Annotated in this window: 21 protein-coding genes and 5 pseudogenes; 10 read left to right on the top strand and 16 right to left on the bottom strand. The window is 71.1% G+C overall.

The annotated features are described in order from the left end of the window. Positions 1 to 13 precede the first annotated feature (13 nt). Positions 14 to 841 (bottom strand): annotated as a pseudogene (locus tag ACFYXA_RS27495) (PucR family transcriptional regulator); the annotation flags it as partial. Here ACFYXA_RS27495 and ACFYXA_RS27490 point away from each other — a divergent pair. From ACFYXA_RS27490 to ACFYXA_RS27475, 4 genes and pseudogenes are all read left to right on the top strand, one after another. Beyond that, positions 838 to 2,811 (top strand): annotated as a pseudogene (locus ACFYXA_RS27490) (FAD-binding and (Fe-S)-binding domain-containing protein); the annotation flags it as partial. The pseudogenes ACFYXA_RS27495 and ACFYXA_RS27490 sit on opposite strands and share 4 nt — an antisense overlap. 1 nt (position 2,812) lies before the next feature. Next, positions 2,813 to 3,727 (top strand): annotated as a pseudogene (locus ACFYXA_RS27485) (aldehyde dehydrogenase family protein); the annotation flags it as partial. A 162-nt stretch (positions 3,728 to 3,889) separates the two neighbouring features. After that, positions 3,890 to 5,224 (top strand): serine hydrolase domain-containing protein, encoded by a 1,335-nt coding sequence (locus ACFYXA_RS27480; RefSeq protein WP_389037594.1) that lies wholly within the window; start codon positions 3,890 to 3,892, stop codon positions 5,222 to 5,224. A 76-nt stretch (positions 5,225 to 5,300) separates the two neighbouring features. After that, the gene (locus ACFYXA_RS27475) at positions 5,301 to 5,993 is read left to right on the top strand and encodes a carbon-nitrogen hydrolase family protein (RefSeq protein ID WP_389037592.1); all 693 of its coding nucleotides are present in this window, start codon (positions 5,301 to 5,303) and stop codon (positions 5,991 to 5,993) included. A 267-nt stretch (positions 5,994 to 6,260) separates the two neighbouring features. Here the strand turns inward: ACFYXA_RS27475 and ACFYXA_RS27470 are convergent, their stop codons facing one another. The 4 genes and pseudogenes from ACFYXA_RS27470 to ACFYXA_RS27455 all read right to left on the bottom strand — a co-directional run bounded on the left by ACFYXA_RS27470 (position 6,261) and on the right by ACFYXA_RS27455 (position 10,822). Further along, positions 6,261 to 6,704, bottom strand: coding sequence for a Fur family transcriptional regulator (locus ACFYXA_RS27470; protein ID WP_389037589.1), 444 nt, complete (start codon positions 6,702 to 6,704; stop codon positions 6,261 to 6,263). Then, the gene (locus ACFYXA_RS27465; protein WP_389037587.1) at positions 6,701 to 7,255 is read right to left on the bottom strand and encodes an ATP-binding protein; all 555 of its coding nucleotides are present in this window, start codon (positions 7,253 to 7,255) and stop codon (positions 6,701 to 6,703) included. The genes ACFYXA_RS27470 and ACFYXA_RS27465 overlap by 4 nt, the downstream gene beginning before the upstream one ends. Positions 7,256 to 7,400: 145 nt before the next feature. Continuing rightward, positions 7,401 to 9,854 carry a SpoIIE family protein phosphatase gene (locus ACFYXA_RS27460; protein WP_389038272.1) on the bottom strand — a complete coding sequence of 818 codons (2,454 nt, stop codon included), beginning with the start codon at positions 9,852 to 9,854 and terminating at the stop codon, positions 7,401 to 7,403. A 161-nt stretch (positions 9,855 to 10,015) separates the two neighbouring features. Next, positions 10,016 to 10,822: pseudogene (locus ACFYXA_RS27455) on the bottom strand (FAD-dependent oxidoreductase). A 512-nt stretch (positions 10,823 to 11,334) separates the two neighbouring features. Here ACFYXA_RS27455 and ACFYXA_RS27450 point away from each other — a divergent pair. After that, positions 11,335 to 11,871, top strand: coding sequence for a hypothetical protein (locus ACFYXA_RS27450; protein WP_389037584.1), 537 nt, complete (start codon positions 11,335 to 11,337; stop codon positions 11,869 to 11,871). Here the strand turns inward: ACFYXA_RS27450 and ACFYXA_RS27445 are convergent. Both ACFYXA_RS27445 and ACFYXA_RS27440 read right to left on the bottom strand, forming a co-directional pair. Next, entirely contained in the window at positions 11,847 to 12,434 is a 588-nt protein-coding gene (locus tag ACFYXA_RS27445; protein WP_389037581.1) for a GNAT family N-acetyltransferase, read from the bottom strand. The genes ACFYXA_RS27450 and ACFYXA_RS27445 overlap by 25 nt on opposite strands. Positions 12,435 to 12,537: 103 nt before the next feature. Next, entirely contained in the window at positions 12,538 to 14,910 is a 2,373-nt protein-coding gene (locus tag ACFYXA_RS27440; RefSeq protein WP_389037578.1) for a SpoIIE family protein phosphatase, read from the bottom strand. 297 nt (positions 14,911 to 15,207) lie between these two features. On the opposite strand from ACFYXA_RS27440, the gene ACFYXA_RS27435 reads away from it, so the two are divergent. After that, complete coding sequence (locus ACFYXA_RS27435) at positions 15,208 to 15,402, top strand: antitoxin (protein ID WP_352245627.1); 195 nt, start codon at positions 15,208 to 15,210, stop codon at positions 15,400 to 15,402. A gap of 401 nt (positions 15,403 to 15,803) precedes the next feature. Here ACFYXA_RS27435 and ACFYXA_RS27430 read toward each other — a convergent pair. The 4 genes and pseudogenes from ACFYXA_RS27430 to ACFYXA_RS27415 form a co-directional block, all read right to left on the bottom strand. Next, a pseudogene (locus ACFYXA_RS27430) lies at positions 15,804 to 15,986 on the bottom strand (hypothetical protein); the annotation flags it as partial. 320 nt (positions 15,987 to 16,306) lie between these two features. Then, positions 16,307 to 16,846, bottom strand: coding sequence for a hypothetical protein (locus ACFYXA_RS27425; RefSeq protein WP_389037574.1), 540 nt, complete (start codon positions 16,844 to 16,846; stop codon positions 16,307 to 16,309). Beyond that, complete coding sequence (locus ACFYXA_RS27420; protein ID WP_389037571.1) at positions 16,843 to 17,193, bottom strand: GrpB family protein; 351 nt, start codon at positions 17,191 to 17,193, stop codon at positions 16,843 to 16,845. Before ACFYXA_RS27420 ends, ACFYXA_RS27425 begins: the two co-directional genes overlap by 4 nt. Positions 17,194 to 17,287: 94 nt before the next feature. Beyond that, positions 17,288 to 18,886: a helix-turn-helix domain-containing protein gene (locus ACFYXA_RS27415; RefSeq protein WP_389037568.1), complete on the bottom strand. Its 1,599-nt coding sequence runs from the start codon at positions 18,884 to 18,886 to the stop codon at positions 17,288 to 17,290. Between the two features lie 236 nt (positions 18,887 to 19,122). Here ACFYXA_RS27415 and ACFYXA_RS27410 point away from each other — a divergent pair, with 236 nt between their 5' ends. The 3 genes from ACFYXA_RS27410 to ACFYXA_RS27400 all read left to right on the top strand — a co-directional run bounded on the left by ACFYXA_RS27410 (position 19,123) and on the right by ACFYXA_RS27400 (position 20,900). Further along, the gene (locus ACFYXA_RS27410; RefSeq protein WP_352245624.1) at positions 19,123 to 19,353 is read left to right on the top strand and encodes a hypothetical protein; all 231 of its coding nucleotides are present in this window, start codon (positions 19,123 to 19,125) and stop codon (positions 19,351 to 19,353) included. 471 nt (positions 19,354 to 19,824) lie between these two features. Continuing rightward, a complete protein-coding gene (mscL, locus tag ACFYXA_RS27405; RefSeq protein ID WP_352245623.1) occupies positions 19,825 to 20,268 on the top strand; it encodes a large conductance mechanosensitive channel protein MscL in 444 nt (147 codons plus the stop codon). A 41-nt stretch (positions 20,269 to 20,309) separates the two neighbouring features. Next, positions 20,310 to 20,900, top strand: a complete 591-nt coding sequence (locus tag ACFYXA_RS27400) for an SMI1/KNR4 family protein (RefSeq protein ID WP_389037563.1) — start codon at positions 20,310 to 20,312, stop codon at positions 20,898 to 20,900. Positions 20,901 to 20,994: 94 nt separating this feature from the next. On the opposite strand, the gene ACFYXA_RS27395 is transcribed toward ACFYXA_RS27400, so the two are convergent. The 5 genes from ACFYXA_RS27395 to ACFYXA_RS27375 form a co-directional block, all read right to left on the bottom strand. After that, a complete protein-coding gene (locus ACFYXA_RS27395) occupies positions 20,995 to 21,204 on the bottom strand; it encodes a hypothetical protein (protein WP_389037560.1) in 210 nt (69 codons plus the stop codon). Continuing rightward, positions 21,201 to 21,863 (bottom strand): hypothetical protein, encoded by a 663-nt coding sequence (locus ACFYXA_RS27390; protein WP_389037557.1) that lies wholly within the window; start codon positions 21,861 to 21,863, stop codon positions 21,201 to 21,203. Before ACFYXA_RS27390 ends, ACFYXA_RS27395 begins: the two co-directional genes overlap by 4 nt. Positions 21,864 to 22,266: 403 nt before the next feature. Further along, entirely contained in the window at positions 22,267 to 22,497 is a 231-nt protein-coding gene (locus ACFYXA_RS27385; RefSeq protein ID WP_389037554.1) for a tautomerase family protein, read from the bottom strand. A 29-nt stretch (positions 22,498 to 22,526) separates the two neighbouring features. Further along, complete coding sequence (locus ACFYXA_RS27380; protein WP_389037551.1) at positions 22,527 to 23,306, bottom strand: SDR family NAD(P)-dependent oxidoreductase; 780 nt, start codon at positions 23,304 to 23,306, stop codon at positions 22,527 to 22,529. A 41-nt stretch (positions 23,307 to 23,347) separates the two neighbouring features. Continuing rightward, positions 23,348 to 24,130 carry an SDR family oxidoreductase gene (locus ACFYXA_RS27375; protein ID WP_389037548.1) on the bottom strand — a complete coding sequence of 261 codons (783 nt, stop codon included), beginning with the start codon at positions 24,128 to 24,130 and terminating at the stop codon, positions 23,348 to 23,350. A gap of 157 nt (positions 24,131 to 24,287) precedes the next feature. On the opposite strand from ACFYXA_RS27375, the gene ACFYXA_RS27370 reads away from it, so the two are divergent. Further along, the gene (locus ACFYXA_RS27370) at positions 24,288 to 25,193 is read left to right on the top strand and encodes a helix-turn-helix domain-containing protein (RefSeq protein ID WP_389037545.1); all 906 of its coding nucleotides are present in this window, start codon (positions 24,288 to 24,290) and stop codon (positions 25,191 to 25,193) included. The last annotated feature ends 283 nt before the right edge of the window (positions 25,194 to 25,476 follow it).

Raw genomic sequence — 25,476 nt, 5'->3', positions numbered from 1 at the left:
CCGGGGCGCGAGCTCAGCGGGCGCGCAGCACATCGAGGGCGGTGAGAGCCACGTGCAGTTCGGTGCGCTGCTCGCCGGACTCGAGGTCGCGATCGAGGAGGCGCTCGATGGCGCGCAGACGCTGGTACGTGGTCTCGCGGGAGAGGGAGCCCCGGCGCGCGGCGACGGTCTTGTTGCCGGCCGCGTCGAGGTAGTGGCGCAGGGTCGTCAGCAGGTCGGTGCCGTGCTGGGCGTCGTGGTCGATGAGCCGCCCCAACTGCTGCTCGGCGTATTCCTGGACCCGGGTGTCCTCACGGAGGGCGTACAGGAGGCGGCGGAGGCCGATGTCGGACAGCTCGTGGAAGGAGCGGCCGGGGGGAAGGGGCTGGCCGGGCGGGGTGGCCTCGGCGACGCGGGCCGCCTCACGGAAGGAGCGGGCGGCGTCGGACAGGTCCGTGAACTCGGAGCCGACGCTCACCACCGCGTACGAGGTCAGGCCCAGCGCGGTGCTTGACAGGCGTTCGACGGCGGGGCGCCAGGGCTGGGAGACCCGCAGGGCCAGCAGCGCGCCGAGGCGGCCGGGAGCCAGTTCGCCGACGAGGGCCGGGATACCGGCCGTTCTCAGGTCCTCGACCAGCCGCCTCTCCGGTTCGGTCCCCTCCTTCCCCTCACGGAAGTCCACGAGGGCGGCGACGAAGCGGCTCCGCTCGGTCGGCAGGCCCAGCGCGGCGCAGCGGGCACGGGCGTCCGCGGCGGAGCGGTGACGCTGACCGGCCAGGTCGCGCAGGGCGTTGCGGTGTGCTGTGCGGTCCCACGGGGTGGGGTGGATGAGGCGGGCCACGGTCAGGGCCATCGCCGTCCGCGACGGTCCGCCTGGTGGCGACCGCACAGGCTTCCACCTTGCTGACGCTCGGCTACGACGACGTGGTCGACGCCGCCGAGGACGTCCCCGAGATCCTGCGCTGGAACCCCACCGCCGTGGAGGGCATGGACGAGGCGATCGTCGCCACCATGCGCACCCGGCGCGGCCCGGACTCCGTCACCGGACTGCCCGAGGGGCGGGCCTGGCTCTACGTCGAACTCGACGGCGACGACCAGGCGGACGTCGACGCCCGTGCCGCCGACCTCCTGGCCGTGCTCGGGGCACAGGGGCGGATGACCGGCGGACGGCTCGTGCAGAACCCGGCAGAACGGCGCTCGCTGTGGCGTGTGCGCGAGGACGGGGCGGGGCTCGCCGCGCGCCTGGTGGACGGCGGCGAGTCATGGCCGGGTTGGGAGGACGCGGCGGTCGCACCCGAGAACCTGGCCGGATACCTGCGCGACTTCCGCAAACTGCTGGCGGAGCACGGGCTGACCGGAGTGCTGTACGGGCATTTCGGCGCCGGCTGCGTCCATGTGCGCATCGACTTCGACCTCGCCACCGGCCCCGGCCGGGCCGCCATGCGCCGCTTCCTCACCGAGGGCGCCGCCCTGGTCGGCCGGCACGGCGGAAGCCTGTCGGGCGAGCACGGCGACGGGCGGGCCCGCGGCGAGCTGCTGGAGGTCATGTACAGCCACCGCATGATCCGGACGTTCGCCGCCTTCAAGGGGATCTTCGACCCCGAGGGGCTGCTCAACCCGGGCGTCATCGTGGCCCCGGCCCCGCTCGACGACGACCTCGCGCTGCACACGCCCTCCGGGGTGTTGCCCGCCGAGACCCTCTTCTCCTTCCCGCACGACGAGGACGGCTTCGCGGGCGCCGTGCTCCGCTGTGTCGGCGTGGGCCGCTGCCGCGGCGACTCCGGCGGCGTGATGTGCCCGAGCTACCGGGCCACGGGCGAGGAGAGCGCCTCCACCCGGGGGCGGGCCCGCCTGCTCCAGGAGATGGTGCGGGGCGACCTGGTCCCGGACGGCTGGCGCTCGGCGGAGGTGCGCGACGCCCTCGACCTGTGCCTGTCCTGCAAGGCGTGCTCCAGCGACTGTCCGGTCGGCGTCGACATGGCCACCTACAAGGCGGAGTTCCTGCACCACCACTACAAGGGCAGAGTCAGACCCCGCTCCCACTACTCCCTGGGCTGGCTGCCCCTGACGTCCAGGCTGGTCGCACACGTGGCCCGCCCCGTGAACGCGCTGCTGCGCGGACCTCTCGGGAAGCTGCTCGCGCGCCTCGGCGGCGTGACCACGAAACGCCGTGTCCCGGCCTTCGCCTCCCGGCGGACGCTGCGCAGGGCCCTGCGCGCGACGACGACCGGTGAACCGGCGAAGACGCTCCTGTTCGTCGACAGCTTCACCCGCGCCTTCCGTCCCCAGGTCGCCGCAGCGGCGAGCCGGGTGCTCGCCGACGCCGGCATCCCCTGCACGACGGAGGACGACCTGTGCTGTGGTCTGACATGGGTGAGCACCGGCCAGCTGTCCGTCGCACGCCGCGTCATGGCCCGGACGGTCGCCCGACTGGACGACGGCGACGACCGGCCCGTCGTCGTGGCCGAACCGAGCTGCGCCGCAGCCCTCAAGCGTGACGTGCCCGAACTCCTCGGCACCGACGCCGCCCGCCGCGTCGCGGCCCGGATCCACACGTTCACCGGCGCCCTGACCGACCTCGCAGCACCGGGTTGGGAGCCCCGGGAGCTGCCGGACGAGGTCGTCCTCCAGACCCACTGCCACGAGTACGCCACCTTCCAGGGCCACCGCCCCCGCGACCTGCTCGGCCGCCTCGGGGTGCGGAAGGTCGACGAGGCCGAGGGCTGCTGCGGCCTCGCCGGAAACTTCGGCTTCGAAGCACAGCACTACGACACCTCGATGGCCGTCGCCGACCTCGCCCTGAAGCCGCGCCTCGACGACGTCGACCCGCGGGCAGGCCCCGCAGACCCCGCTGTCCAGTCTGGCCCTCGCCGCGATCCTGAAGGAGGCCGGGCTGCCCGACGGCGTGCTGAACGTCGTCACGACCTCCCGCGCGGGGGAGGTGTGCGAACCGCTCCTGCGCGGCGGGGGGATCCGCAAGCTGTCCTTCACCGGCTCCACCGCCGTCGGCCGGCTGCTGCTGGCCCAGAGCGCGGACGCTGTCGTACGGACCTCGATGGAGCTGGGCGGCAACGCGCCGTTCGTCGTCTTCGAGGACGCCGACCTCGACAAGGCGGTGGACGGCGCGATGGTCGCCAAGATGCGCAACATGGGTGAGGCCTGCACCGCCGCCAACCGCTTCTTCGTGCACAGCTCCTTGGCCGCGGAGTTCGGGCGCCGGCTGGCCGAGCGGATGGGTGCGCTGGTCGTCGGCCCCGGCACCCGGGACGGCGTCGACGTGGGACCGCTGATCGACAGGACCGGACGGGCCAAGGTCGCGGAACTCGTGGCCGACGCGGTGGAGCGCGGTGCCCGGGTGCTCGTCGGCGGCCGTACGCCCGAAGGCCCCGGCTGCTTCTACCCGCCGACCGTGCTCACGGATGTGTCCCCCGCGAGCCGTCTGATGGGCACGGAGATCTTCGGCCCCGTCGCCGCGATCCTCACCTTCGAGGAGGAGGACGAGGTGATCCGCCGGGCCAACGACACCCCTTGGGGCCTGGTCGGTTACGTCTTCACCGAGGGCCTCGACCGTGCCCTGCGGGTGAGCGAGCGGCTGGAGGTGGGCATGGTGGGGCTGAACACGGGGCTCGTGTCCAACCCGGCCGCACCCTTCGGCGGCGTCAAGCAGTCGGGGCTGGGCCGCGAGGGCGGCCGGGTCGGGATCGACGAGTTCCTGGAGTACCAGTACCTCGCGGTGCCGGCGAACTGACGGATCACGGCCACCACCGAGATCACCGGGGAGGTCCGCCGGAACCTGACAAATGTCATCTCTTCATGTGACCAAGTTCCTTCTGCAGGTGGACGGTTGGCGGATGTGGCGCGCCGAGGATGGAGACGTCCGTCATGCCCACCTGATGAAACGGGAACGCCGATGCTCGACGCCCACCCCAGCTCCTCCACCGACCGCCGGAGAGTGCGCCTGGCCGCCGTGGCCTCGGCGGTCCTGCTGTCGCTCGCAGTCGGTGCGCTTCCGGCCAGGGCCGCCGCTGCGCCGTCGGCCTCCGTCTCCACCAGCGCATCCGCCGCCTCCATCACGTCCGACCTCGACCGGAAGGCGTTGCGCGCCTCGCTCGAGGCGTTACACCAGGCGGGGATGTACGGGGCCTTCTCGTCGGTGAGGGACGGGTCCGAGCGGTGGCGGGGGGCGGCAGGCGTCGCCGATATCGACACCGGACGGCCGATGCGCCCCGACTACGAGCACCGGATCGGCAGCATCACCAAGACCTTCACCTCGGTGGCCGTCCTCCAGCAGGTGGCCGCGGGCCGGATCGACCTGGACGCCCCGATCGGCGACTACCTCCCGGAGCTCGTGCCGGGCGAGCGCGGCCGGAACGTGACGGTACGCATGCTGCTCAACCACACGAGCGGCATCGGCGACTACATACTGCCCGTCTTCCCCAAGCTGATCGAGGACCCGGGACAGGCCTTGGACGAAGGCAGGTTCCGCAAGCTGGCTCCCGAGGAACTGGTCCGCCTCGGCCTGGCGGCCGCGCCGCCGGCGGCACGCGGCACGCACTCCTACTCGAACACCAACTACATCATCGCCGGGCTGCTGTTGAAGAAGGTCACGGGCCAGGACCCGGAGTCGTACATCACCCGGAACGTCATCCGTAAAGCCGGACTGCGGCACACGTACTTCCCACGGTCCCCCTACATCTCGGGGCCTCACGCCAAGATGTACGAGTCGTTCTACGGCGCCATCGAACCGGCGCGTGACTACAGCGTCTACGACATGTCCTGGGCCGGTACAGCCGGTGCGATGGTCTCCACGACGAACGACCTCAACGACTTCTACCGCCGGCTCCTGAGCGGGAAGCTGCTCGGTGAGGCGGAGCTGCGGGAGATGAAGACGACGGTTCCCGCGTACGAGCCGGAGGAGGGACAGGAGGTGATGATGCGGTACGGCCTCGGTCTGTACACCCTCAAGATGCCCAGCGGCGGCTGGTACTGGGGCCATGACGGCGGTGTGTTCGGAGCGGGGACCTGGGCGATGTCCACGGAGGACGGACGCCGGCAGGTCGCGATCGGCTACAACCTGATGAAGTACCAGCGGTTCGGTGACGACGGGCAACCGCTGCCGGACCCGATCAGCGACGCGCTGTTCCGCTACATGGACGGAGCACTGAGCGGCGCCCCGGCCCGGCGGGCCCTTGGCGCGACGCCGGTACCCCAGCGCCTGCTCGCCATGGAACAGCCGCGCAGGTAGGGCGCGACACCGACCGGTGAACGCGGGGCCGCTCGCTCCCTGGGACGATGGGGGGATTCGACGAGGGGAGCTCGGGGTGGGACAGCCGTTGGCCATCGCGGTGGCGCAGCCGAGGTGCACAGGTCACGACGTCACGGCCAACGCGATGGCCCATGCGGAGGCCGTTCGGGCGGCGGACGCGCGAGTGGTCGTCTTCCCCGAGATGTCGCTGACGGGGTACGAACTGGACGCGGCGCTGATCTCCACGGGCGACGAGAGGCTGGCTCCGATCGTCGCCGCGTGCGCCGAGACCGGGACGCTCGCGCTGGTCGGCGCGCCCGTGGCCGGCCCGCACATCGGCATCCTGGCCGTGGACGGGGGCGGCGCCCGCGTGGCGTACGGGAAGGTCCACCTGCACGGCAGCGAGGCCGTCCGCTTCGTGCCCGGGGAACCCGTGATGATCGAAGTGGACGGGTGGCGTTTGGGGCTGGCCGTCTGCCGCGACACGGGCGTGTCCGAGCATGCCGCGAGGACCGCTGCGCTCGGCATCGACGGGTATGTGGCCGGGGTCGTCCACGCCGACCATGAGGCCGAGGTCCACGGCGAGCGCGCCCGCCGGGTCGCAGCGGACCACGGGGTGTGGGTCGCCACGGCGGCCTTCGCGGGTCCGGCCGGTGGCGGCTTCGACCGCACGTCCGGCCGCTCGGGCATCTGGTCCGCCGACGGACAAGTGCTCGCGGGCGCGGGGGCGGCCCCCGATGAGATCGCGCGAGCGGTGTTCACCAAGTGACTTCTTGACCACCCCCGCCCTGGTGCCTTCGGCCTGCTGAGGTCGGCGAGAGCAGCGGGCGGTGCCAAGCAGAACGTGCCGGCCACCCCCCCCGGATCACGACCGTCCCCGGATTCTGGGACTCTCGGTCGCACGCGGCGCGGTGCACGCGTGCCTGGCCATGACCCACCGCCGACTACGGGACACGCTGCTCAAGGCACGCAGCAAGGGGCCGCAGCAGGAGCAAGCGCCGGCGTTCTGATCCGGACCGTGTACCCGAACGGTCCCTCACGTGAGCCGGCAGTCGGGACACACGCCCCAGAACGTCACCGCGGCTTCCTGGACGGCGTACTCCTTCGGCAACCGGGGCTCCATGCAGGGAGCCGCGCCCACCGCGCACTCCACGTCACGGATGGCACCGCAGTTACGGCACACGAAGTGGTGGTGATTGTCGTGGTTCTCGGCCTCGTACCGGGCCGGGTGTCCGGCGATCTGAGTGCACCGGATCAGGCCGGCGTCCGTGAGCGCACGCAACACGTTGTAGGTGGCCTGCAGGGACAGGCTGCCGGTGACCCGCTGGGCGCGCTCACGCAGGGCGTCGGCATCGAGATGGCTCGCCGAATCCGAGACGGCCGTCAGGACGGCCATGCGCGGAGCGGTCACCCGCATGCCCGCCTCGCGCAGCCGAGCCGCGGCCAGCTCCATGGGTTCGTCCGCGGTGGTCGTCGTCATTCTGTCCCGTACTCCCTGTCGGCCTCGCTGGCCGACTCGTGAGCCTCCGGGGCGCTGTCCGTGGGGAGTTCGCACCACACGGTCTTGCCGACGGGACCGTACTCGAAGCCCCACCGTGCTGCGAGGGCGTCCACCAGGGCGAGTCCGCGGCCGTGCTCGTCCTCGCAGCCGGCGTCGGTCCGGCGTGGAGGCTCGCAGGAGCCGTCGCTGACCAGACAGCGCACGGAGGACACCCTCTCCAGGGTCAGCCGCAGCGGACCTGAAGCATGCCGCAGCGCGTTGCTCACGAGTTCGCTGACCAGCAGCTCGGCGGTGGGGACGAGGTCGGACAGGTGCCACTGGGGCAGCACCTCGCGCACGGCGGCCCTCGCCGTCGCGCACGCGGTCGGTGACCAGGGCAATGCCCACGGGCCGCCCGCGAACGACTCCACCCGGTTCGTGGCCGGCGGCGCGGCCGGCGCAAGGGGCGGCGAGAAGTGCTGAGGGGCAGGGACAGTCGCGCCGGCAACCGCTACTCCCGGGAGGGTGTCTCGAGGAACTGCGCCGTCCATGGCTCCCCCTTCGGGGCGATACCGAAATGTCCCCTATGAAGCTACGCCTTTTCTGGAGTCGGTCAAGTGTGTGGACAGCGTCATTTTTCATGACCCGCCCAAGTTCCTTGAACGAACGGCCGCTGTGCGGCCCGCCGGGCGTTGATCAGTGCGGCGCAGGGTGGGGGAGGGGCTGGGCGCACCAGATCGTCTTGCCGATGGCGCTGTGCCGGGTGCCCCACCCTTGGGTGAGCTGGGCGACGAGCAGCAGGCCCCGGCCGCCCTCGTCGAAGGCGCGTGCCCGGCGCAGGTGCGGAGCGGTGTTGCTGGCGTCGGAGACCTCGCAGATCAGGGAGGTGTCGCGGATCAGCCGCAGCCTGATCGGCGGTTCGCCGTATCTGATGGCGTTGGTGACCAGCTCGCTGACGACCAGTTCGGTGACGAAGGCCGCCTCCTCCAGGCCCCAGGCGTCCACCTGGTCGACGGCGAACTTCCTGGCGCGCGGCACCTGCGCGTGGTCGGGCTCGACGTCCCAGTCGGCGACGTGGTGGCGAGCCATTGCGTGCGTGCGGGCGAGCAGCAGGGCGGCGTCGTCGGTGCGGCGATCGGGGAGCATGGCGCCCATCACCGTGTCGCACAGAGCCTCCAGCGAGGTGGCCGAGTGTGTGAGGACCTGCCGCAGTTCGGCGATCCCCGTATCGACGTCGCGCTCGCGGCTTTGCACCAGCCCGTCGGTGTGGAGGGCGAGCAGGGTGCCCTCGGGCAGCTCGAGCTCGGTGGCCTCGAACGGCAGCCCGCCTATACCGAGCGGCGGCCCCGGTTGTGCGTGTACCGGGGCGCTGGTGCCGTCCGGGGAGATGATCAGTGGCAAGGGGTGCCCGGCGCTCGCGAGCGTGAAGCGCCGGGAGACAGGATCGTAGACGGTGTACAGGCAGGTCGCCCCTGACTCGCCGGACGGCTGGAAGTGGCCGGCGGGCTGGAGGTCGCCGGACAGGTGGAGGACGAGGTCGTCCAGGTGGGTCAGCAGCTCGTCCGGTGGCAGGTCGACGTCGGCGAGGGTGCGGACCGCCGTACGCAGCCGGCCCATGCTGGCCGAGGCGTGCAGACCGTGACCGACGACATCGCCGACGACCAGGGCGACCCGGGCGCCGGAGAGCGGGATGACGTCGAACCAGTCACCGCCCACTTCGGCGCCGGTCCCGCCGGGCAGGTAGCGGGATGCCACCTCGACCGCCTCGTGATGCGGCAACCCCTGCGGCAGCAGGCTGCGTTGCAGGGTCAGCGCGGTCGTGCGCTCGCGCGAGTACCGGCGGGCGTTGTCGATGGCGACGGCTGCCTTGGCGGACAGCTCCTCGGCGAGGATCAGGTCGTCGGCGGTGAAGGCCTCGGGCCGGTCGAGGCGGGAGAAGGCGACGACGCCGAGCCGCGCCCCGCGGGCCCGCAGGGGCACCGTGATCCGGCCGGTCAGCCCGTGCGCGGCAAGGGATTCGTCGATCAACGGGTTGCCCGGCGGCCAGTGGGCCGGGTCGGCGGCAAGCCCGGGCCCGAAGGCCCATTCGCCGCCTTGGCCGGGCGCGGCGGCGAGCTCGACCGTGGACGCCCCGGTGGTGATGCAGCGGGCGGTGACGGAACCGGGGGCGTGGCTGACCGGCGTCGTGCGTCCGGGGCTCTGGTCGGTGTCCTTCTTCGCGCTGTGCTCGGCGGCACGGCTGAGTGTGATCCTCTCGCCGGGGGTGAACGCAGGCGCGGGGGGCGGTTCCTCTCCGCGCAGCACCTCGTCGAAGAGATCCACGGTGACGAGGTCGGCGAATGCCGGCACCGGGGTGCCGGCCAGTTCCTGGGCGGTGCCGACCACGTCGAGCGTCCGGCCGATGCCGCCGCTGGCCTCGGTGAGGATCAGCAGGCGCTGCCGGGCCCAGTACTCGGCGCTCATGTCGAAGCCCCAGTTGGCGACCGCGCGGACCCTGCCCTCGGCGTCCCGTACGGGCCATATGCTGGTCGCCCAGGCGTTGGCGTAGTTGCTGCCGAGCGGACGGAAGACGGTCATGAGACGCGTGGCCTCACCGGTCCGCGCCACTTCCGCCAGCGCGTCGGTGTAGGGCTTGTCGTCCCTTTCGGGAAACAGCTCACGGTCGAACTCGGGGAACAGATCGCGGTACTTCTTGCCGAGCACCTGCTCCTCGGAGTGGGCTATCACCCGGCCCGAAGACGCGTTGATCCACAGGAACCGCAGCTCAGGGTCGTAGACGCCCAGAGCGAAGGGGGACTGCTCGAAGGCCCGGTCGGCGATCACCGGCCGGCGTGCCCAACGCTGGATGGTCACCACATGACCGAGCGCCCGCCCCTCGGGGCCGAACAGCAGATGAGCCGCGAGCACGCACTCCACCGTGGAACCGTCCCGGTGGCGCAGGGGGACGCACCCCGTGGGGTCGGGGCCGGTGCCGTAGCCCTCGGGAAAGCCGGGTGGTGCGGGGGCGGCCAGCAGGTCGGTCACCGGCCGGCCGACGGCGTCCTCCGCCGTCCAGCCGAGCAGCAGCCGACCCCCCTCGCTCCAGCCACTCACCGTGCCGTCGGGGTCCACCACGACAGCGGCAGTGGGTGCGTCCTGCTTGCCGGCCATCTCCACGAGCCACGCCTCCGTCCGGACGGCCGTGCCCCGCGGGGCCAGGTTTCCAGCGGCTGCTCCCAGCGTAGATCGGTCCCCGCTCCGCGGCGCTCCGGCCGGTGTCCTTTGCGGTCATGGGCGCGGAGCGACCGGGGGCCGCGTCGTCGAGCAACCGTTCACCGGCACGGTGATCCGGGCCACCTGATCCTGAACCGGCCCGGACGCACGAAGTCCAGGCCGTCGACGGTCTGTTCGCCGAGTGCCTCGTGCGCGGCGATGTGGCCGTAGCCGGTGGCCATCTTGAAGCCCTTTCCGGAGAATCCGGTGGCGCAGTAGACCCTGCTGTTCTCGTCCAGCCAGCCGAGGAGGGGATGCCGGTCCACGGTGAATAGGTCGGGGAAGGCGTCGGAGCGCACGATGGTGGGGGGGAGGCCGGGGAAGAACTCGGTGACGGTCTCGGTGACCTTGTCGGTCTCTTCCCGGGTGAGCTCTCTGGGCACGAAGCCGGGGTCGGGGGTTGCTCTTGCGCGCCCGGCCGGCGGTCCGTCCACCGAGGCCTTGACCGTCACGCCGTCGACGGCGGGTGCGCCGTACAGGGAGCGGTCGTCGTACAGCCGGCTGAAGACGGGGAAGTTCTCCGGTGAGAACTGTGTGCCGTCCTAGGCGACGAACCAGGTCAGGACGATCCGATGGGTTTCCGTGACGGCCTTGAGGTGGTCGGGCATGAGCCTTCGGGACCAGCCGCCCGAGGCGACGATGACCTTCTCGAACGTCCAGGTTCTGTCGCCCGAAGTGACGACCACGCCGTTCTCGGATTCGGTGACGCTGTCGACGGGTGTGTTCTGAAGGACCGTGGCGCCGTTGGCCCGGGCCGCCGCGACGGCGGCGGTGACGGCCCGGTCGGTGCGCAGAACACCGGCGCGGGGGTCGTAGACGGCGCAGTCGCCGGGGCGGAGATTGTGCTGAGGGTAGCGTTCCGCCAACTGCTGCCGTTCGCCGTCCCGATGGACAGACCCCCGGTAGGTATGAGGACTTCCTGCCCGGTTTCCGCTTCGAGCTCGGCCCACAGGCTGCGGGAGCGTTCGATGACGGGGTAGTAGTCGGGCTTCCCGAGGTAGACCATGCGGAACAGCCGGGTGTCCCCGCCCACGGCACTGCGGCCGTGGGCCGGGGTGGCGGCCTCGAAGCGGTCTCCTTCTCGAAGGCGAGCTCCACGAGAGTCCTGCCGCCGACATAGGCCGACGTGACACCGTGTCCCGCGTATCCGGAGGACGATCCGATCCCCGATGCCGGGTCCCAGTGCACGCCGCCGTTCCAGTCACGTGTGACACCCAGGACTCCCGACCAGGCGTGTTCCACCTCGAAGGGGATGCCCGGGAAGACACTTCACTTTCCTCGCAGCGCAGCAGCTCGACCGCAGGCTTCCCGACGGAACCACCCCGCGCGAGCGCTACCTCGACCCCGACCGCCCTTTGGACGCCCCCGCCTTCCTGCAGTGCAGCTTCGGCGTCAACGTGCCGTGGTCACCGCCGACCACCTGCTCGTCGTGAGCCGACGAGCCGACAACGTGCGCTCCGGGGCAGGTCTTTGGGGCTCCTCGGTGAACGAGGGGCTCTCCCGCCACATCGACTCGGCCGGCCGCACCACGCCCGACCTGTACGACGTCGCGCGGCGCGGCATGCGCGAGGAACTCTCCCTCGAGCCGCACGAGTACACGCTCACGATGCTCGCCTTCGTCCTCGACGTCGAACGGCGGCAGTGGAGCACCCACTTCACCGCACACCTCACCGAACTGACCGGCGACGCCCTGCAGTCCCGCATCTCACGAGGTGTAGCCGATCGGTGGGAGCACCAGAGCATCGAATACGTCCCGTTCCGTCCGGCGGACGTGGTTCGCCACCTCCTGCGCCCGGACCGCATCCGTCGCTGGGCCCCGGTCACCCCGGCCCTGTTCGACCTGGCCCTGGTGCACACCCACGGCCGCAGCGCGGTGGAACGTGCCGAGGTTCAGGCCGTCCGTCGCCTGCGCTGAGGTCCGTCTTCCAGCACCATCGGAGGGTGGGTCGGGGCATGCTGCTCCGACGACAACTCGAACACCCGGACCCGGCGACCGCCGGTGGGATGGACGGTCTCACGGACCGCACGCATCCCCAGCTTGGTCATGATCCGTTCGGAGGCGTCGTTGCCCACCTGAGCGATGCTGACGATCCGCCGCAGTCCTCGCTCTTCGAACCCGAACCGTACGGCGGCCGCAGCCGCCTCGGTGGCAAGGCCCTGCCCCCAGTGGGAACGTCCCAGCCGCCAGCCGACCTCGACGGCCGGCAGTACCTCCGGCAGGAAGCCGGGCACCGAAAGGCCGGTGAAACCGGCCAGCTCGCCAGTGGACCGGATCTCCACGGCGAAAAGGCCGAATCCCCGTGACTCCCATTCGCTCTCCCATGCCTGGATCCCGCTGCGAGTCTGCTGTTCGTCACGGACGCTGCCGTCACGGATCCACCGCATGACCTCGGGGTCGGCATTGATGGCAGCCATGGGCGCAACGTCTTCCTCGCGCCAGCGGCGCAGCACCAAACGGGGAGTCTCAAGCGTGACCATCCGATCACCCTAGTGTCTGGGCCGGGCAGCCGAATCGTCGCTCGACCTGATTGATCCAGAGGAGCCGGCCGGCGTGAAGTGGGGCTCCCCGGTGCGCGGCGCGTCAGGAGACGGCCAGTTCGGCCCAGATGGTCTTCCCGGAGGCGGTGTACCGCGTGCCCCAGCGCTGGGACACCTGGGCGACGAGGAACAGACCGCGGCCCCCCTCGTCGTCCCGGCGCGCTCGACGCAGGTGGGGCGCCGTGTGCGCCCTGTCGGAGACCTCGCACAGCAGGCAACGATCCCGGATCAACCGCAGCGTCACGGGGCCGGTGGCGTATCGCAGGCCGTTGGTGACCAGCTCACTCACCACGAGGGCGGCGGTGAAGGACAGCTCGGACAGGTCCCAGTCCGCCAGCTGCCGCTCGGTGTGCGCGCGGGCCTCAGCCACCATCGCCGGATCGGGCGGTAGCTCCAGATCCGCCACATGGTCGGCGTCCAGACACCGGGTGCGGACCAGCAGCAGCGTGGCATCGTCCGCCTGAGGGCCGGGCGTCAGGGTCGACAGGGCCCGGTCGCACAGCTCCTCCACCGGGCAACGCTGCCAGGTCAGCACCTGGGCGAGGCGGTCGATCCCGCTGTCGATGTCGGTGCGCCGGTCCTCCACGAGACCGTCGGTGAAGAACGCCGCCACGCTGCCGCTGGACAGGTTCAGCTCGACGTTCTCGTAGGGCAGGCCGGACAGCCCCAGGGGCGGCCCCGGCGGCAGCGCGGACCAGGCCACCGATCCGCTCGCGTCCGCCACGATCGGCGGGGGGTGGCCCGCGCTCGCCCAGACGCACCGGCCGCCGACCGGGTCGTAGATCGCGTAGAGGCAGGTCACCCCGAGCCCCTCGTCGCTCAGCCCGTCGTCCTCGGAGGATCCCGAGTCCTGTGCGACCAGGTCGTCGAGCCGGGTGAGCAGCTCGGCCGGATCGAGGTCCAGCAGGGCCAGAGTCCGCACGGTGGCGCGAAGTCGGCCCATGGTCGCGGCAGCGTGCACGCCGTGGCCCACCACGTCGCCGACGGTCAGGCCCACTCTCGCACCGGACAGCGGGATCACGTCGAACCAGTCGCCGCCCACGCCCACGCGACTGTCGGCGGGCAGGTACCGGTAGGCCACGTCGACCCCGCTCAGCTCGGGAAGGCGCTGCGGCAGCAGACTCCGCTGCAACACCAGAGCCGCCTCGTGCTGGCTGGTGTAACGACGGGCGTTGTCGATGCCGACGGCGGCCCGCTCGGCCAGTTCCACGGCGAGCGTCTGCTCCTCGGCTCCGAAAGGGTCGGGATTGCTGCTGCGCCGGAAGGTGGCGAGGCCCAGGACGGCGTCGCGGGTGAGCAGCGGCACGAAGAGACAGGAATGCCAACCGGCCTTTCCCGCCTCGACCGGCGACTCGGGCGGGGAGGCGTCGACGACGGGGCGGCTGGTGCTCAGGCTCGTGGCCTGCGGCGACGACGGCGGGTAGGAGACGGGAGTGGTCCCGAACTCCTCCGGGGTCCGGCCGTGCAACCGCAGCAGACTGTGCCCCGGCGCCGAGCCCGTCGGCGGCTGCCGCCCCTCGATGACCGCCGGCGGCAGATCCACCAGCACCTCGTCCGCCAACTGCGGCACCGCCACGTCGGCGAGCTCCGCGGCCGTACGACGCACGTCCAGCGAGGCTCCGATGCGCTTGCCCGCCCGCACCAGCAGCGACAGCCGCTCCTGGGCGCGGTAGCGGTCGGTGATGTCCAGGGACTCCTCGAACAGACCCAGCGGGTCTCCCCGGGCGTCCAGCAGCCGGTGGTAGGAGCAGGACCAGACATGCTCGCGTACCGGATCGACGGGAGCCCGCCCGCGATAGTGCAGGCCGAGGATCGGTTCCCCCGTCGACAGCACGTGCTCCATCACCTGCTCTTCGTCCGGAGGATGGTGACGGGAGACGAACTCACCCTCGGGAAACAGGTCCGCGGCCGGTCGCCCCACGTAGTGGCCGACCCCTGCCAGCTCCATATCGGTCGACACGTTGCCCCAGACCACGCGCAGGTCCGTGCCGAAGATGGTCAGACCGACGGGAGACTCGGTCGCCAGTCCCTGGAGCATCGCCAGTTGCGCCTCCCAGGCACGCTGCGCCTCCAGGTCGGCCGCGACCACGACGGTGGCGGCCTCGCCGTGGTGCGCGAGCGGGCTGACCGTCACGGCCGCACGCACGGTACGCCCGTCGCGGCGGCAGAGGTCCAGGACCGCGCTACGGGGTTTGTGAGCCTTGCAGAGACCGGACAGCCGCTGCTCCGGGTGCGCCGCCAGCAACCTGGCGGCCGGCTGCCCCAGCACGTCCTCCGGGGCATGCCCGAGAAGGCGCTGGGCCGAGGCGCCCCACCCACGAACACGGCCTTCCTCGTCCAGGACAGCGGCAGCGGCCTTGGAGAGGTCCAGGGGACTGTGGAAGTCGACGTCGGCCCCCTTCGGAAAACGATCCATGACCACCGCTTCCCTTCGTCCCCCCTCAGCATCCCGTGCCCCACGCCCGACGACAACCGCACCCGGGCCGGGCACTCGCTCGGCCGGAGACAGCGAGCGGCGGGCATGAACGGGTGTACATCAGCGGGCATAGTGCTACGGAGAGGGTGATGAGGCTCGGCCGGCGGAGTTGTCGGCGAACGGGCCCGCGGCGCCGAGTCGCAGAGTTCGAACTGTGTCGGCTCCTGGGTGTGATGGACGGAGTCTGGAGGGTACCTGCGGCTGAGTACAACGCACGCGCGATCGTGGGAGGTACCCATGGGCAAGCTGGGAGATATGGCGAACAAGGCCAAGGAGATGGCGAAGGGCCATCCGGACCAAGCCGACAAGGGTGTCGCGGGCGCCGAGCGGCTGATCGACGAGAAGACCGGTGACAAGTACGACGCCCAGACCGACAAGGGCGCCGACGCCGTGCGCCGTACCTACGGAAGCACCGGTACGACAGAACGCTGACCCTCGCAGCCAGCCCCCGGCCCCTCGGCGCGACCCGCCGGGGGGCCGGTGTGTCGCAGCCGGGCTCACGCCGCATGCCCACACGCAAGCTGCGCCGGCCAGACCGACTCGCGCATGCCGGGCGCGTCGCCGGCCGGCGGGCGGGTCTCACCCGCTGAGGTCGAAGACGCCCCACGCGGCGAACGGCTCGGCCTGGACGTAGATCCTGCTTCCTCGGCTGAGACCCGCCGGCGGCGGAGGGCAGGGCCGTCGGGGAGGGTGAGCAGGCCGACGTCGATTCCGCTGCTCGCCGTAGCCGCCGTAGAAGGCGATCCGCTCGCCGCAAGGCTGGCGGCGCTGGCTCCGGCGCGTAGATCAGTGGAGAGCAGGGCCACGCCCGAGAGGGAGGCGGGTGAACGTGCTCACGATTTCTCGGCGGTTGGTCGGGTAAAACGGCTGCCCGGTTCTCCCCGGAGCCGGCCGCCCGGAAGTCTGCGGCCGTAGGCCAGCAGCAGGAGGTCCTGAGCGGCTCCGAAGACGGGCGAGCCGGAGCCGTACGACCAGTCGAGGTCCTCGGCGCAGAGCAGCACTCCACCGAGGTCGGCGTCGATCCCAAGCCCCACGACTCCTAGACCGCATGCGGTACTTCTGCGCAGCATCATGCGCGTCGGATACGCCCTGACCGTCGGCGTCGAACAGCTCCTGTCCGCAGCGCGAGGCCACAGGCTTACGCGCCGACGCCTTGCGTGCCGAGGCCGGCTTACTGGACTGCGGTTCGTCAACTCGTCGCGCTCACTGCATCCGGTCGAGAAGCGCATCGCGATCGTCTGAGGCAACTGCTTCCCGCGCCTGACGACGAAGCGGTGCGAGCGGGTCGGCCTTGGGCTGTCGAGGCCCAGTTCACTGCCCTGGACCTTGCCTGACGCTACGAACGGTCGACTGGGTCGAGGGCGTGTTCCTTGAGGAAAACGCCCGCATGGGCTGCGGCTTCTTCCGCGGTCGCGTAGCGCGTCCCATCGGTGACCGCGGCGGATGCCCCGTCAGCGCCCACGCCTGTCCAACTCCAGTCACCGGAAGGCGCCTGCACCAGTTCGGCAGTCCCCCCGAAGATCGCGAGCGTGCTCCTGCCCGCTGCCGCGGGCGCTGAGCGGCTGAGGGCGTCGGGCCATTTCTTACGGGCACCCTGCCGGGTGATGCCCCAGGCAGCCCCCATCTGCTCGTAACTGGCGCCGTAGGAACCGGCGGTCGCTGCCGCTTGCGCGGTCAACCGCCTGACCTCGGCATCCATCACCTTCCAAGCGGCCAGGACGGACAGTGCCACTTCGACGGGCTCCGCATCCCACATACGGTCCGCGGGCAGCCCGGACTGTCGGGAGCGAATCGCCGAGGCCAGCGGATTCAAGGCGTCGTACAGCGCCTTGTCGAGTTCTACCTGCTCTTCCGGGGTGATCTCAGAGACGGTCATGCGACAACTATAGTTTCCAAACCCTCAGCTGGAAACCAAAGTTTCCAGATCGTCTCCCCGTCGGCAGTGCAGGGTGCTTGTTCCGCCAGGTGGTGCCGCCCCCGCCCGCTGGTCCGTTCGGGATTGTCCGCCCGGTACGCGAGGCCCATATCTGTCAGCGGACCCAGGAACGCGTCCGTCGCCTCCAGCCAAGCCACTGAGATCTGGACGTCGATCACCGGCTTGGCCGCCAGTCCAGGCACCGAGGTCGACCCGATGTGGTCGATACGAACCGCATCACCAAGGGCTGCACGCAGGCCCACGCCCCACCAGGCGAACATGGCTGGCCAAGCGGGGTCGTAAGGCATGATCTCCAAGACAGAGGCCAGGCCGAGCTCCCGGTGTGGATGCTTGAACAGGTGAGGCCTCCGGGTCTGGTTCGACAACGCACGCGATGCGACGTCAAACCGACGGGATCGGCCACAGCCGTACCGTCCTGTCCGTTCCCGTCGTGCTGAGCAAGCCTCCGTTCGGTGCGAAGCTCACACCGGTGACCGGCCCGTGATGGCCGGTGAGCGGCTCGCCCAGCGGCCGGCCGGCCACCAGCGACCAGCACCGCACGGTCGCGTCGTCACCGGCGCTCGCCACCAGTTGCCCGTCCGGTGAGAAAGCCACGCATCCGACGGGCCCGGTGTGACCGGTCAGCGGCCGCCCGGTCGGGGAGGCGGCCACCGGATCCCAGAGCCGTACGGTCCCGTCCGCACCGCCGCTCGCCAGGCGGCGCCCGTCCGGCGAGAACGCGATCGCGCGCACGGGGCCCTCGTGGCCGCTGAGCGGCCCGGCGGCCGGCGTCCCCACGGCCAAGTCCCATAACTTGATGGTCCCGTCGACACCCGCGGTAGCCAGGAGCCCTCCAGCGGGCGAGAACGCGAGCGCGTTGACCCCGTAAGCGTGGCCGCCGAAGCCCTCGTACAACCGATAGCCGCTGAACCGGCCCACCCGCGTGCCCGGCGGCGCGGGCCTGCCGCTCTCGTCCCGGAGAAAGCGCACACGCCGGCTCGGGGACCCGGGAGTGGTCCCGTCGCGGTCCGGCTTCCACAACTCGACCGCTCTGCCTCCGAGGCCCGCGATGGCCAGCAACCCGTCGCCGTGCGGCGCGAAGGCCACCGCACGCACATCGGTGATCCCGGATTCGAGACGTTCCGGGTCGGCGGACCTGCCTGTGGCGGGCTTCCAGAGCCAGACGCTTCCGTCCTGACAGGCCGTGGCCAGGAGACGGCGGCCGGCATGGAAGTCCAACGCCAGGACCTGTCGGTCGTGGTGAAGGGTACGCACCGGCGACCGGCTCGCCGCCGGCTCCCAGAACCGCAGGGTGCCCTCCGAGCCCACGCTCGCGATCAGGGCTCCGTCGGGCGACAGAGCGATCTCGTCCACCTTCCCGGTGCGGTCGCCGAGGACCAGGCCGGTGAGGGGCCAGCGGTCCGACGGCTGCTGCGGAGGCATGAGAGCCAGTGCCGGTCCGTCCTGCAACCGCGCGACTTCCTCGAGGACTTGTCCCAGGAACTTCCGGCGTTCGCCTTCCACCCGCGCCTGTTCGGCGAGATGCTCGCTCCGACGGAGGAGCTCCTGCCGCTCCTGTTCCATGTGCGTCAGGTTGTCGGTGAGTTCGGCGATCCGTCCGGTGAGCGCATGCCGGTCGGTGTCGTGGGCTTTCAGCTGCTCGTCCAGGCGCTGCCGCGTCTCGTCGTGCGCGGCTCCGAGCTCCTCCTCCATGCGGAAGACCTGATACTCGGCCGGTGCTTTGAGACGGACGGACTCGAAGTACAACCGCCGCGTCTCCGCCCGGACGGCCTCGGCCACAGGGCGGCCCGTCCGGTCTTCCATCGCGGCGAAGAGCTTGTCCAGGAAGTACGCCTTCGGCTGCCGTTCGCCGGAGAGAAAGCGCGAGATGGTCCCTCTGCTGTAGCCGACTGCTTCCGCGAACGCCCGCAGGGAGGACCAACCGCTCTCCTCGTACAGCTCCCGCAGACGCAGGACGAAGGCCAGAACCGGTTCGCTCACATCTTCTTTGACCGGTCCCAGTTCCGGTCGCCTGCCCCCACCACCGCTCATGGCTCCTCCGGATGCGGATGCGGATGCGGATGCGTTGCGCAAGAGGCAATGATCGCACCGGAGATGACTTCTGGTGGTGCCACTTCCGGCAAGGGGAGCGGGTGTTTGACGCTCAGGGCGTCGACTTCCGTCCGGAGCGGCCGGCCCTGGCCTCCGCAGGCGTTGCTGAGAGGACCTCCCTTCCCATGCACACTCTCCTCACCACCATGGCCGCCCTGTTCAAGGGGCGGCAACGGCCACTCGTGATCGCTCTGTGTCTGCTGCCTCTGCTGGTGGTGACGGCGTGCTGCGTCCCCGCGCTTCTCGTGCTGCCGTTCTGGCCCGCCGGTCACACCAGGGCCACCGCCTTGCTCCGGCATCTGCGGGAATGGTCCCTGGCTCTGCACGGGACCGACGGTCCTGCGCCCGGTCGGTGACGCGCCGGACCGGTGCTCCGCCGACCGCCGGCAGCGAAAGTCCGGCCCCGCCGTGCTGGCCACGCCCCCGGCCCTCGGCTCCCCCCCGCCCCCGGCCCCCGGCCCCCGCCCCCGGCCTCAGGCCCCGACGCGACGTCCCGGCTGGCTCGACCGGCAGAGGTGCACGGGGTCCGCCAGGAACTCCGCCGCGCGCCCGAGTACGACTTCGACGGCCGCACCTCCATCGCGGTCGGAGGCGCGGATGAACGCCGCCACGTAGCCGGACGCCGCCCAGATCTCCAGCGCCAGGCCACCATGCCTGTTTCTAGGTGCAGCTCAAGCTGAGCGACCAGTTGGGATGGCGAGCTCCGCGCCGCGCGCGGCGGAGTCGGCATGGGTGACGGGTGGCAGGGCATCCGAGGCGAAGGAAAGTGGGCTGACCGCGTTTTCGGTGCCGCCCGTCGACGTCAAGAGCCTCTTAGGGGTGAGAAGGTGAAGGGCTTCCGCAGCTTCATCCTGCGCGGCAACGTGGTCGACCTGGCCGTCGGCATCGTCATCGGGGCAGCGTTCACCGCAGTGGTGAACGGCTTCGTCCGCGCCTTCCTGACACCGATCGTCGGGCTGGCCACCGGCGCCACCGGCGACATGAGCCGCAAGACCTTCACCCTGGGCGCAACCGAGTTCCCCTACGGTGCCTTCATCAACGCGGCGATCAGTTTCGTACTCCTCGCCAGCGCCCTGTACTTCCTGGTCGTGCTCCCGATCAACAAGCTCCACGAACGCCTCGCCCCGCACCACGACGTCCAGGCCCCCAAACGGGACTGCCCCGAATGCCTCAGCCCCGTACCCGCCCAGGCCCGACGCTGCGCCTCCTGCACCGTCCCCCTGCCCGCCGTACCCGCTCAGGCCGGTGAGACAACCCAGCGCGCCGGGTGACCCCGACCTGCCTGGGCCGGCCTGGGTGTTTCGGGTCTTGCATGATGACCGGCATGAACACGGAAACATGCGACCCGGCCGAGTTGGCCGTCCTCCGCGAGATCTTCGCGTCCCGTCCCGAGGCGGCGCCGCCGGCCGGTTGGGAGGCGGTGCGGTCCTTCGAGGCGGAGCACGGCGTCGTGCTCCCGGAGCCGTACCGCACGTTCGTGGCGGAGATCTGCGACGGGCTGCGCGCCGGACCGCCCTATTACGGTCTGCTGCCCCTCGCGCAGACACCCTCGGACTGGGGTTCGGATCGCCCCGAGCGCCTGCTTGCCGAGCCGTTTCCGCTCACGGTGGCATGGCTGTGGGAGGAGGAGGGCGACGAGGAGGCACTGTCGGAGCAGGAGTTCGAAGCCCGTACGGACGCCGTGTTCGATCACGGCTCACTGCTGCTGGGCACCGACGGCTGCGGCATGTATTGGCACTTGATCGTCACCGGTTCGCAGCGCGGTCATGTCTGGCAGATCGCCGGCGAGGGCGCGATGCCCTTCGGTTCCCAGTCGCCCGACGCCCTGATGCCCGGCATTCCTGGCTTCACTGGCTGGGGGACTCACTGGGCCCAGGGCCGCTCGTGGTTCGCGGACGCCTAGGGAGGCGATCCAACGCCGGTCGGCTGAGCGAGGCCGCTGCTTCCTGACCGGGGGAGCGGGAAGCAGCGGCCTGTGAGGGGCGACGCCGGGTGAGTCAGCCCAGCTGCTTCGTGGTTGCGAAGCCGCTGGCGCGTAGTGTCGTGGCCTTGCCGATGGTTGTGGCACCGCCGTAGTTGAGCGGGACCATCGCCTTCCGGGCGAGGCCCCATGCGTGCAGCTGGTCGTCGCCGGATTCGGCGGCGGCCCTGGCTGCGGTGGAGAACCAGGCGCGGGATTCCCGGCGGCCGCCAGGGCCGCCGGTCACCAGTCCTTCTCGGCGGTGGTCTTCGCCGGGCCCAGGACCTTCACGTGACCGTGATCGCCGTAGAGGGAACGCCGCCAGCGCGCGAAGACCTCGGCGGTGCGGTCCGCCTGCTTCTGTTCTCCCACTCCGTAGTCGACGCGGACCACGGCCACGCTACGGGCGCTGCCCGCGGGCACGCGGACGTGCACGCTCGTCACGTGGGCGGCGACGGCGGCGTCCGCCTTCGCGGCGCCCGACGTGAGGTACGCGCGGAACTCGCGCAGCATCGGGTACCAGCGGTGGGGACCGCTCGTCGGCACCCCTCCGCCGTCGTCCGTGGTGTCGCCCTCGGGAGGATCGTCGGCATCCCGATCGGTGGTGGTGTCGGGATAGGTGCCCTGATCGTCGCTGGTGGTGTCGGGGAGGGCGCCCTGGTCGTCGCTGGTGGTGTCGGGGAGGGTCCCTTGGTCGTCGCTGGTGGTGTCGGGTAGTTCTTCCTGACCGTCGTCGCTCGTCTCGTCCGCCGCGGACGCTCCCGATCCCCCCGTGGTCGCCGCGGCTCCCGAGCCGGCCGTGGCCGCCGTGTGCGTCCCCGGGCGTTCCGTCCCGCAGGCTGTCAGCGGCAGACAGCAGCAGGCGAGCAGCGCCGCCGCGGGCGCGTACCGAGTCATGATCGTCATGTGACGTCCCCCTTTCAGCCTGTCAGAGAGGTACGCGCGCCCCCGGGTTCCTTCGGTCTGTCAGGCGGGCAGCCGCCGTCCAGGACGCCCGCGCGGCGAAAGGGCCATGACTGCCGGGGAGAGCGGCGGCGGTCACTCGTTCTCCGGCATGGTCGTGTACGCCTCGTGGCGCACGTCGGCGTCGGTGTGGCCGCGCAGCAGACGCAGCAGCGCACGCCACTGATCGGGCCAGCCGAGCGCGGGCCCGCCACCACGCGGTCACTGCGGCGCCGCCGGTGCTGTCGGCCCCGACCGAAAGCAGACACTTGTTCAAGTCACGCGGCACAGCCGAGGGCCGCCGGGTGCGATCGGCGGCGGCCCTCGGTTTCACGGTGCTCTCCTGGCCGAATGACGGCCAGTTCGGTCAGGCGTCGCCGGTGCCTGTCGGTGTCGCCTCACCGAGCATGGCGAGGGTCAGCACGTTGCCGGAGATGCCCCAGCCGCCGTCGGCGACCTCCTCGACCAGAATCATGGTGTTGTCACGGGCGCGCTCGCCGTAGATCTCGACGTACAGCTCCGTGGTGCGGGTGACGATCTCCTCCTTCTGCTCCGGGGTGAGGGTCTTCTCGGGGACCTTGAAGTTCGCGAAAGGCATGGCTGGTTGTTCCTTCTCTCAGTGGGGCGTCACAGGGAGCTGCCTGCGGTGAGCAGGCTGTCCAGTCCGATGCGGCGGAAGAAGTCGACGCGGACGCGGTCGGCGACCGCGGAGACGACTTCGCTGCCGTCTCTGCTGGGGTCTATGTGGGTACGCAGCGGTCGAGTGCCATGCGCCATCGCGGCCAAGCGCACGACGGCTTCGAAGTGGCTGGTGCCGGTGGTGAACGCACCGGGCACCACGATCGCGGTGTCGATGCCGAACGGGAGCACCTCGGCGGCGTAACTGACGGCCAGGGCGTCCATCGCGGCTTTGGCGGCGAAGTACGGGGCCAGGAACGGCGGGCAGCCGCCGCGGGTGCTGGAGCTGCCGATCCACACCAGCAGCCCCGAGCCCTGCTCACGCAACTTCGGCAGGGCGGCGCGGTTGACGCGCTGAGTACCCAGGACGTTCACGTCGTACAGCTCCGCGAACTGCTCGGCGGTGAACGCCTCGGCGGCACCCAGGACCATGTGCCCGGCATTGTGCACGACGACGTCCAGCCGGCCGCGCTCGGCGAGGATCCGGTCGACTGCGGCGTCGGCGGAGTCCTGGCAGGTGACGTCCAGCTCGACGGCGTGCACGTCGACCCGGCGATCGGTGCAGTAGCGCGTCAGGTCGGCCACCGCGGTCGCGTTGCGGGTCGCGGTCTGGCGGATGCCCGCGTACACGGTGTGACCGGCGAGGGCCAGAGCACGCACGGACAGCGCCCCGATGCCGCTGGAGGCCCCGGTGACCAGGATGACCTTTCCGGCGTCGTCGTTCCTCATGACAGGGTCCTTCGTTGATCCATGGGGTGGTCGCGGGCGGCTCAGATGATTCCGCCGTTGGCGCGGACGACCTGTCCGTTGATCCAGTGGCCGGCCGGGGAGGCCAGGAACGCGACGACCTCGGCGATGTCGGCCGGGGTACCGAGGCGCTCCAGTGGGGGCTGGGCGGCCAGGCGGGCGATGGTCTCCTCGTCCTTGCCGTCCAGGAACAGGTCGGTGGCCGTGGGGCCGGGCGCGACGGCATTGGCGGTGACGTCCCGGCCCCGCAGCTCCCGGGCCAGGATCAGCGTCAGCGCCTCGACCGCGCCCTTGCTGGCGGAGTACGCGCCATAGCCCGGGAAGGCCAGCCCCACCACGGACGTGGAGAACGTCACGACCGCACCGCCGGGGCGCACCCGACGGGCGGCCTGCTGGACGACGACGAACGTGCCGCGGATGTTGGTGCGGTGCAGGTCGTCCAGGACGGCCAGGTCCAGCTCGGCGATCGGCGCCATGTGCGCCCGCCCGGCCGCGTGGACGACGACGTCGACACCGCCGAACTCTGCTTCGGCCGCGTCGAACAGGGCCGCGACGGCGTGTTCGTCGGCGACGTCGGCGCGCACCGCGATCGCCCGGACGCCGCCGTCGGCGGCCTCCTTCACGGCTGCTTCGGCCTCGTCCTGGTTGCCGGCATAGCCGACCACGACGGCGTACCCGTCGGCGGCCAGCCGGCCGACGGTCTGGCGGCCGATGCCACGCGAGCCGCCGGTGACGATCGCGACCCGGGGTGAGAGGGATGGCCGGGGCGGCGTAGCTCTCCCGTCGAGGGAAGCGGGGACAGTCATTACTGACTCCTGTGATGGATGAGATCGGGCCGCGGTCTCGCCGTCGCCCTGCTGCGTCCTCAACGATCGGCCGGTCCCTCACCCCTAGCCAGGGCTGCGTCCACCCAGGGGATGCCACCCCCTGGCTACGGCCTGGCGCGCGAGCGACCATGAAGGGGTGAACCTTCCAGAACTCGGCGCCTTCCTCAGGACCCGCCGCGACCGCATCCGCCCCGCCGAGGTCGGCCTCCCTCAAGGCCCGCGCCGACGCGTCCCCGGGCTGCGTCGCGAGGAAGTCGCCCAGCTGGCAGGGCTGTCAGCCGACTACTACACCGAGTTGGAACGCGGCAGCGCAAAGAACGGCGTGCAGCCCTCGGCCCAGACCCTGGCCGCCCTCGCCCGGGCCCTGCGCCTGAACGTCGACGAGCGCGACCACCTGTTCCACCTGGCCGAACGGCCGGTCCCGCCGTCAGCCACCGGATCGTCGGCACATGTGCAGCCCGCGCCTCTCGGACTGTTGGACCGGCTGTCCAATACACCCGCGCGCGTTATCACCGACCTGCACGAAACCGTGGTGGAAAACGACCTGGCTCGGAACCTGCTCGGCAAGTCCCCGGCACACCGCGGCCCGGCGGCGAGTTTCGTGTACCGCTGGTTCACCGACCCGCAGGCGCGCGAGAGGTACCCGTCCGAGGACCACCCGCACCACTCCCGGGTGTTCGTGGCCGACCTCCAGGCGGCAGTTGCCCGGCGCGGCCGGGACGCGGAGGTCACGAAGATGATCGCCGTGCTACGCCGCCGCAGCCAGGAGTTCGCAGCCCTCTGGGACACCCACGACGTCGCGGTGCGCCGCATGGACCACAAGAAGATCGTCCACCCCACACTCGGCGTCATCGAACTCGACTGCTACAACCTGCTCAGCGAGGACGGACGCCAACGTCTGCTGTGGTTCACCGCGCCGCCCGGAAGCCTTGGAGCCGAGCAGCTGGAACTGCTGTCTGTCGTAGGGACCCAGGACCTGAGTGTCACCGGGGGCACGGCACCGGAGGGGTTGTCCGCGGCGGAATCCGGATCGCACCGCTGACCCGCGCCGCAGAGGGAGGGCTGCCCTCCCGGCAAGCCGGCCGGGGCACGGCAGTGCGGGCGTTTCCCAGGTGGTCGCTGGGACGGTTCGAGAACCTCCCCGCCCGCTGCCGACCTCTACGACACCTTGTGGTCGTTACTGGCCCGGCAGAGCGGGGCTTGGCGTGGCAGGCAGCGACTGGCGCTCGGCACCCGGTACTCGTGAACTACCTGCGGGCCAGGGCATGTTGAGCATCCGCACGGGCGCGGGTGAGTACGCGTACTCAGGGCACGGCAGCTGTCCG

It is taken from the genome of Streptomyces sp. NPDC002566 (assembly GCF_042889585.1).
Taxonomy (GTDB): Bacteria; Actinomycetota; Actinomycetes; order Streptomycetales; family Streptomycetaceae; genus Streptomyces.
This window is presented reverse-complemented; position numbering and strand designations above follow the sequence as displayed.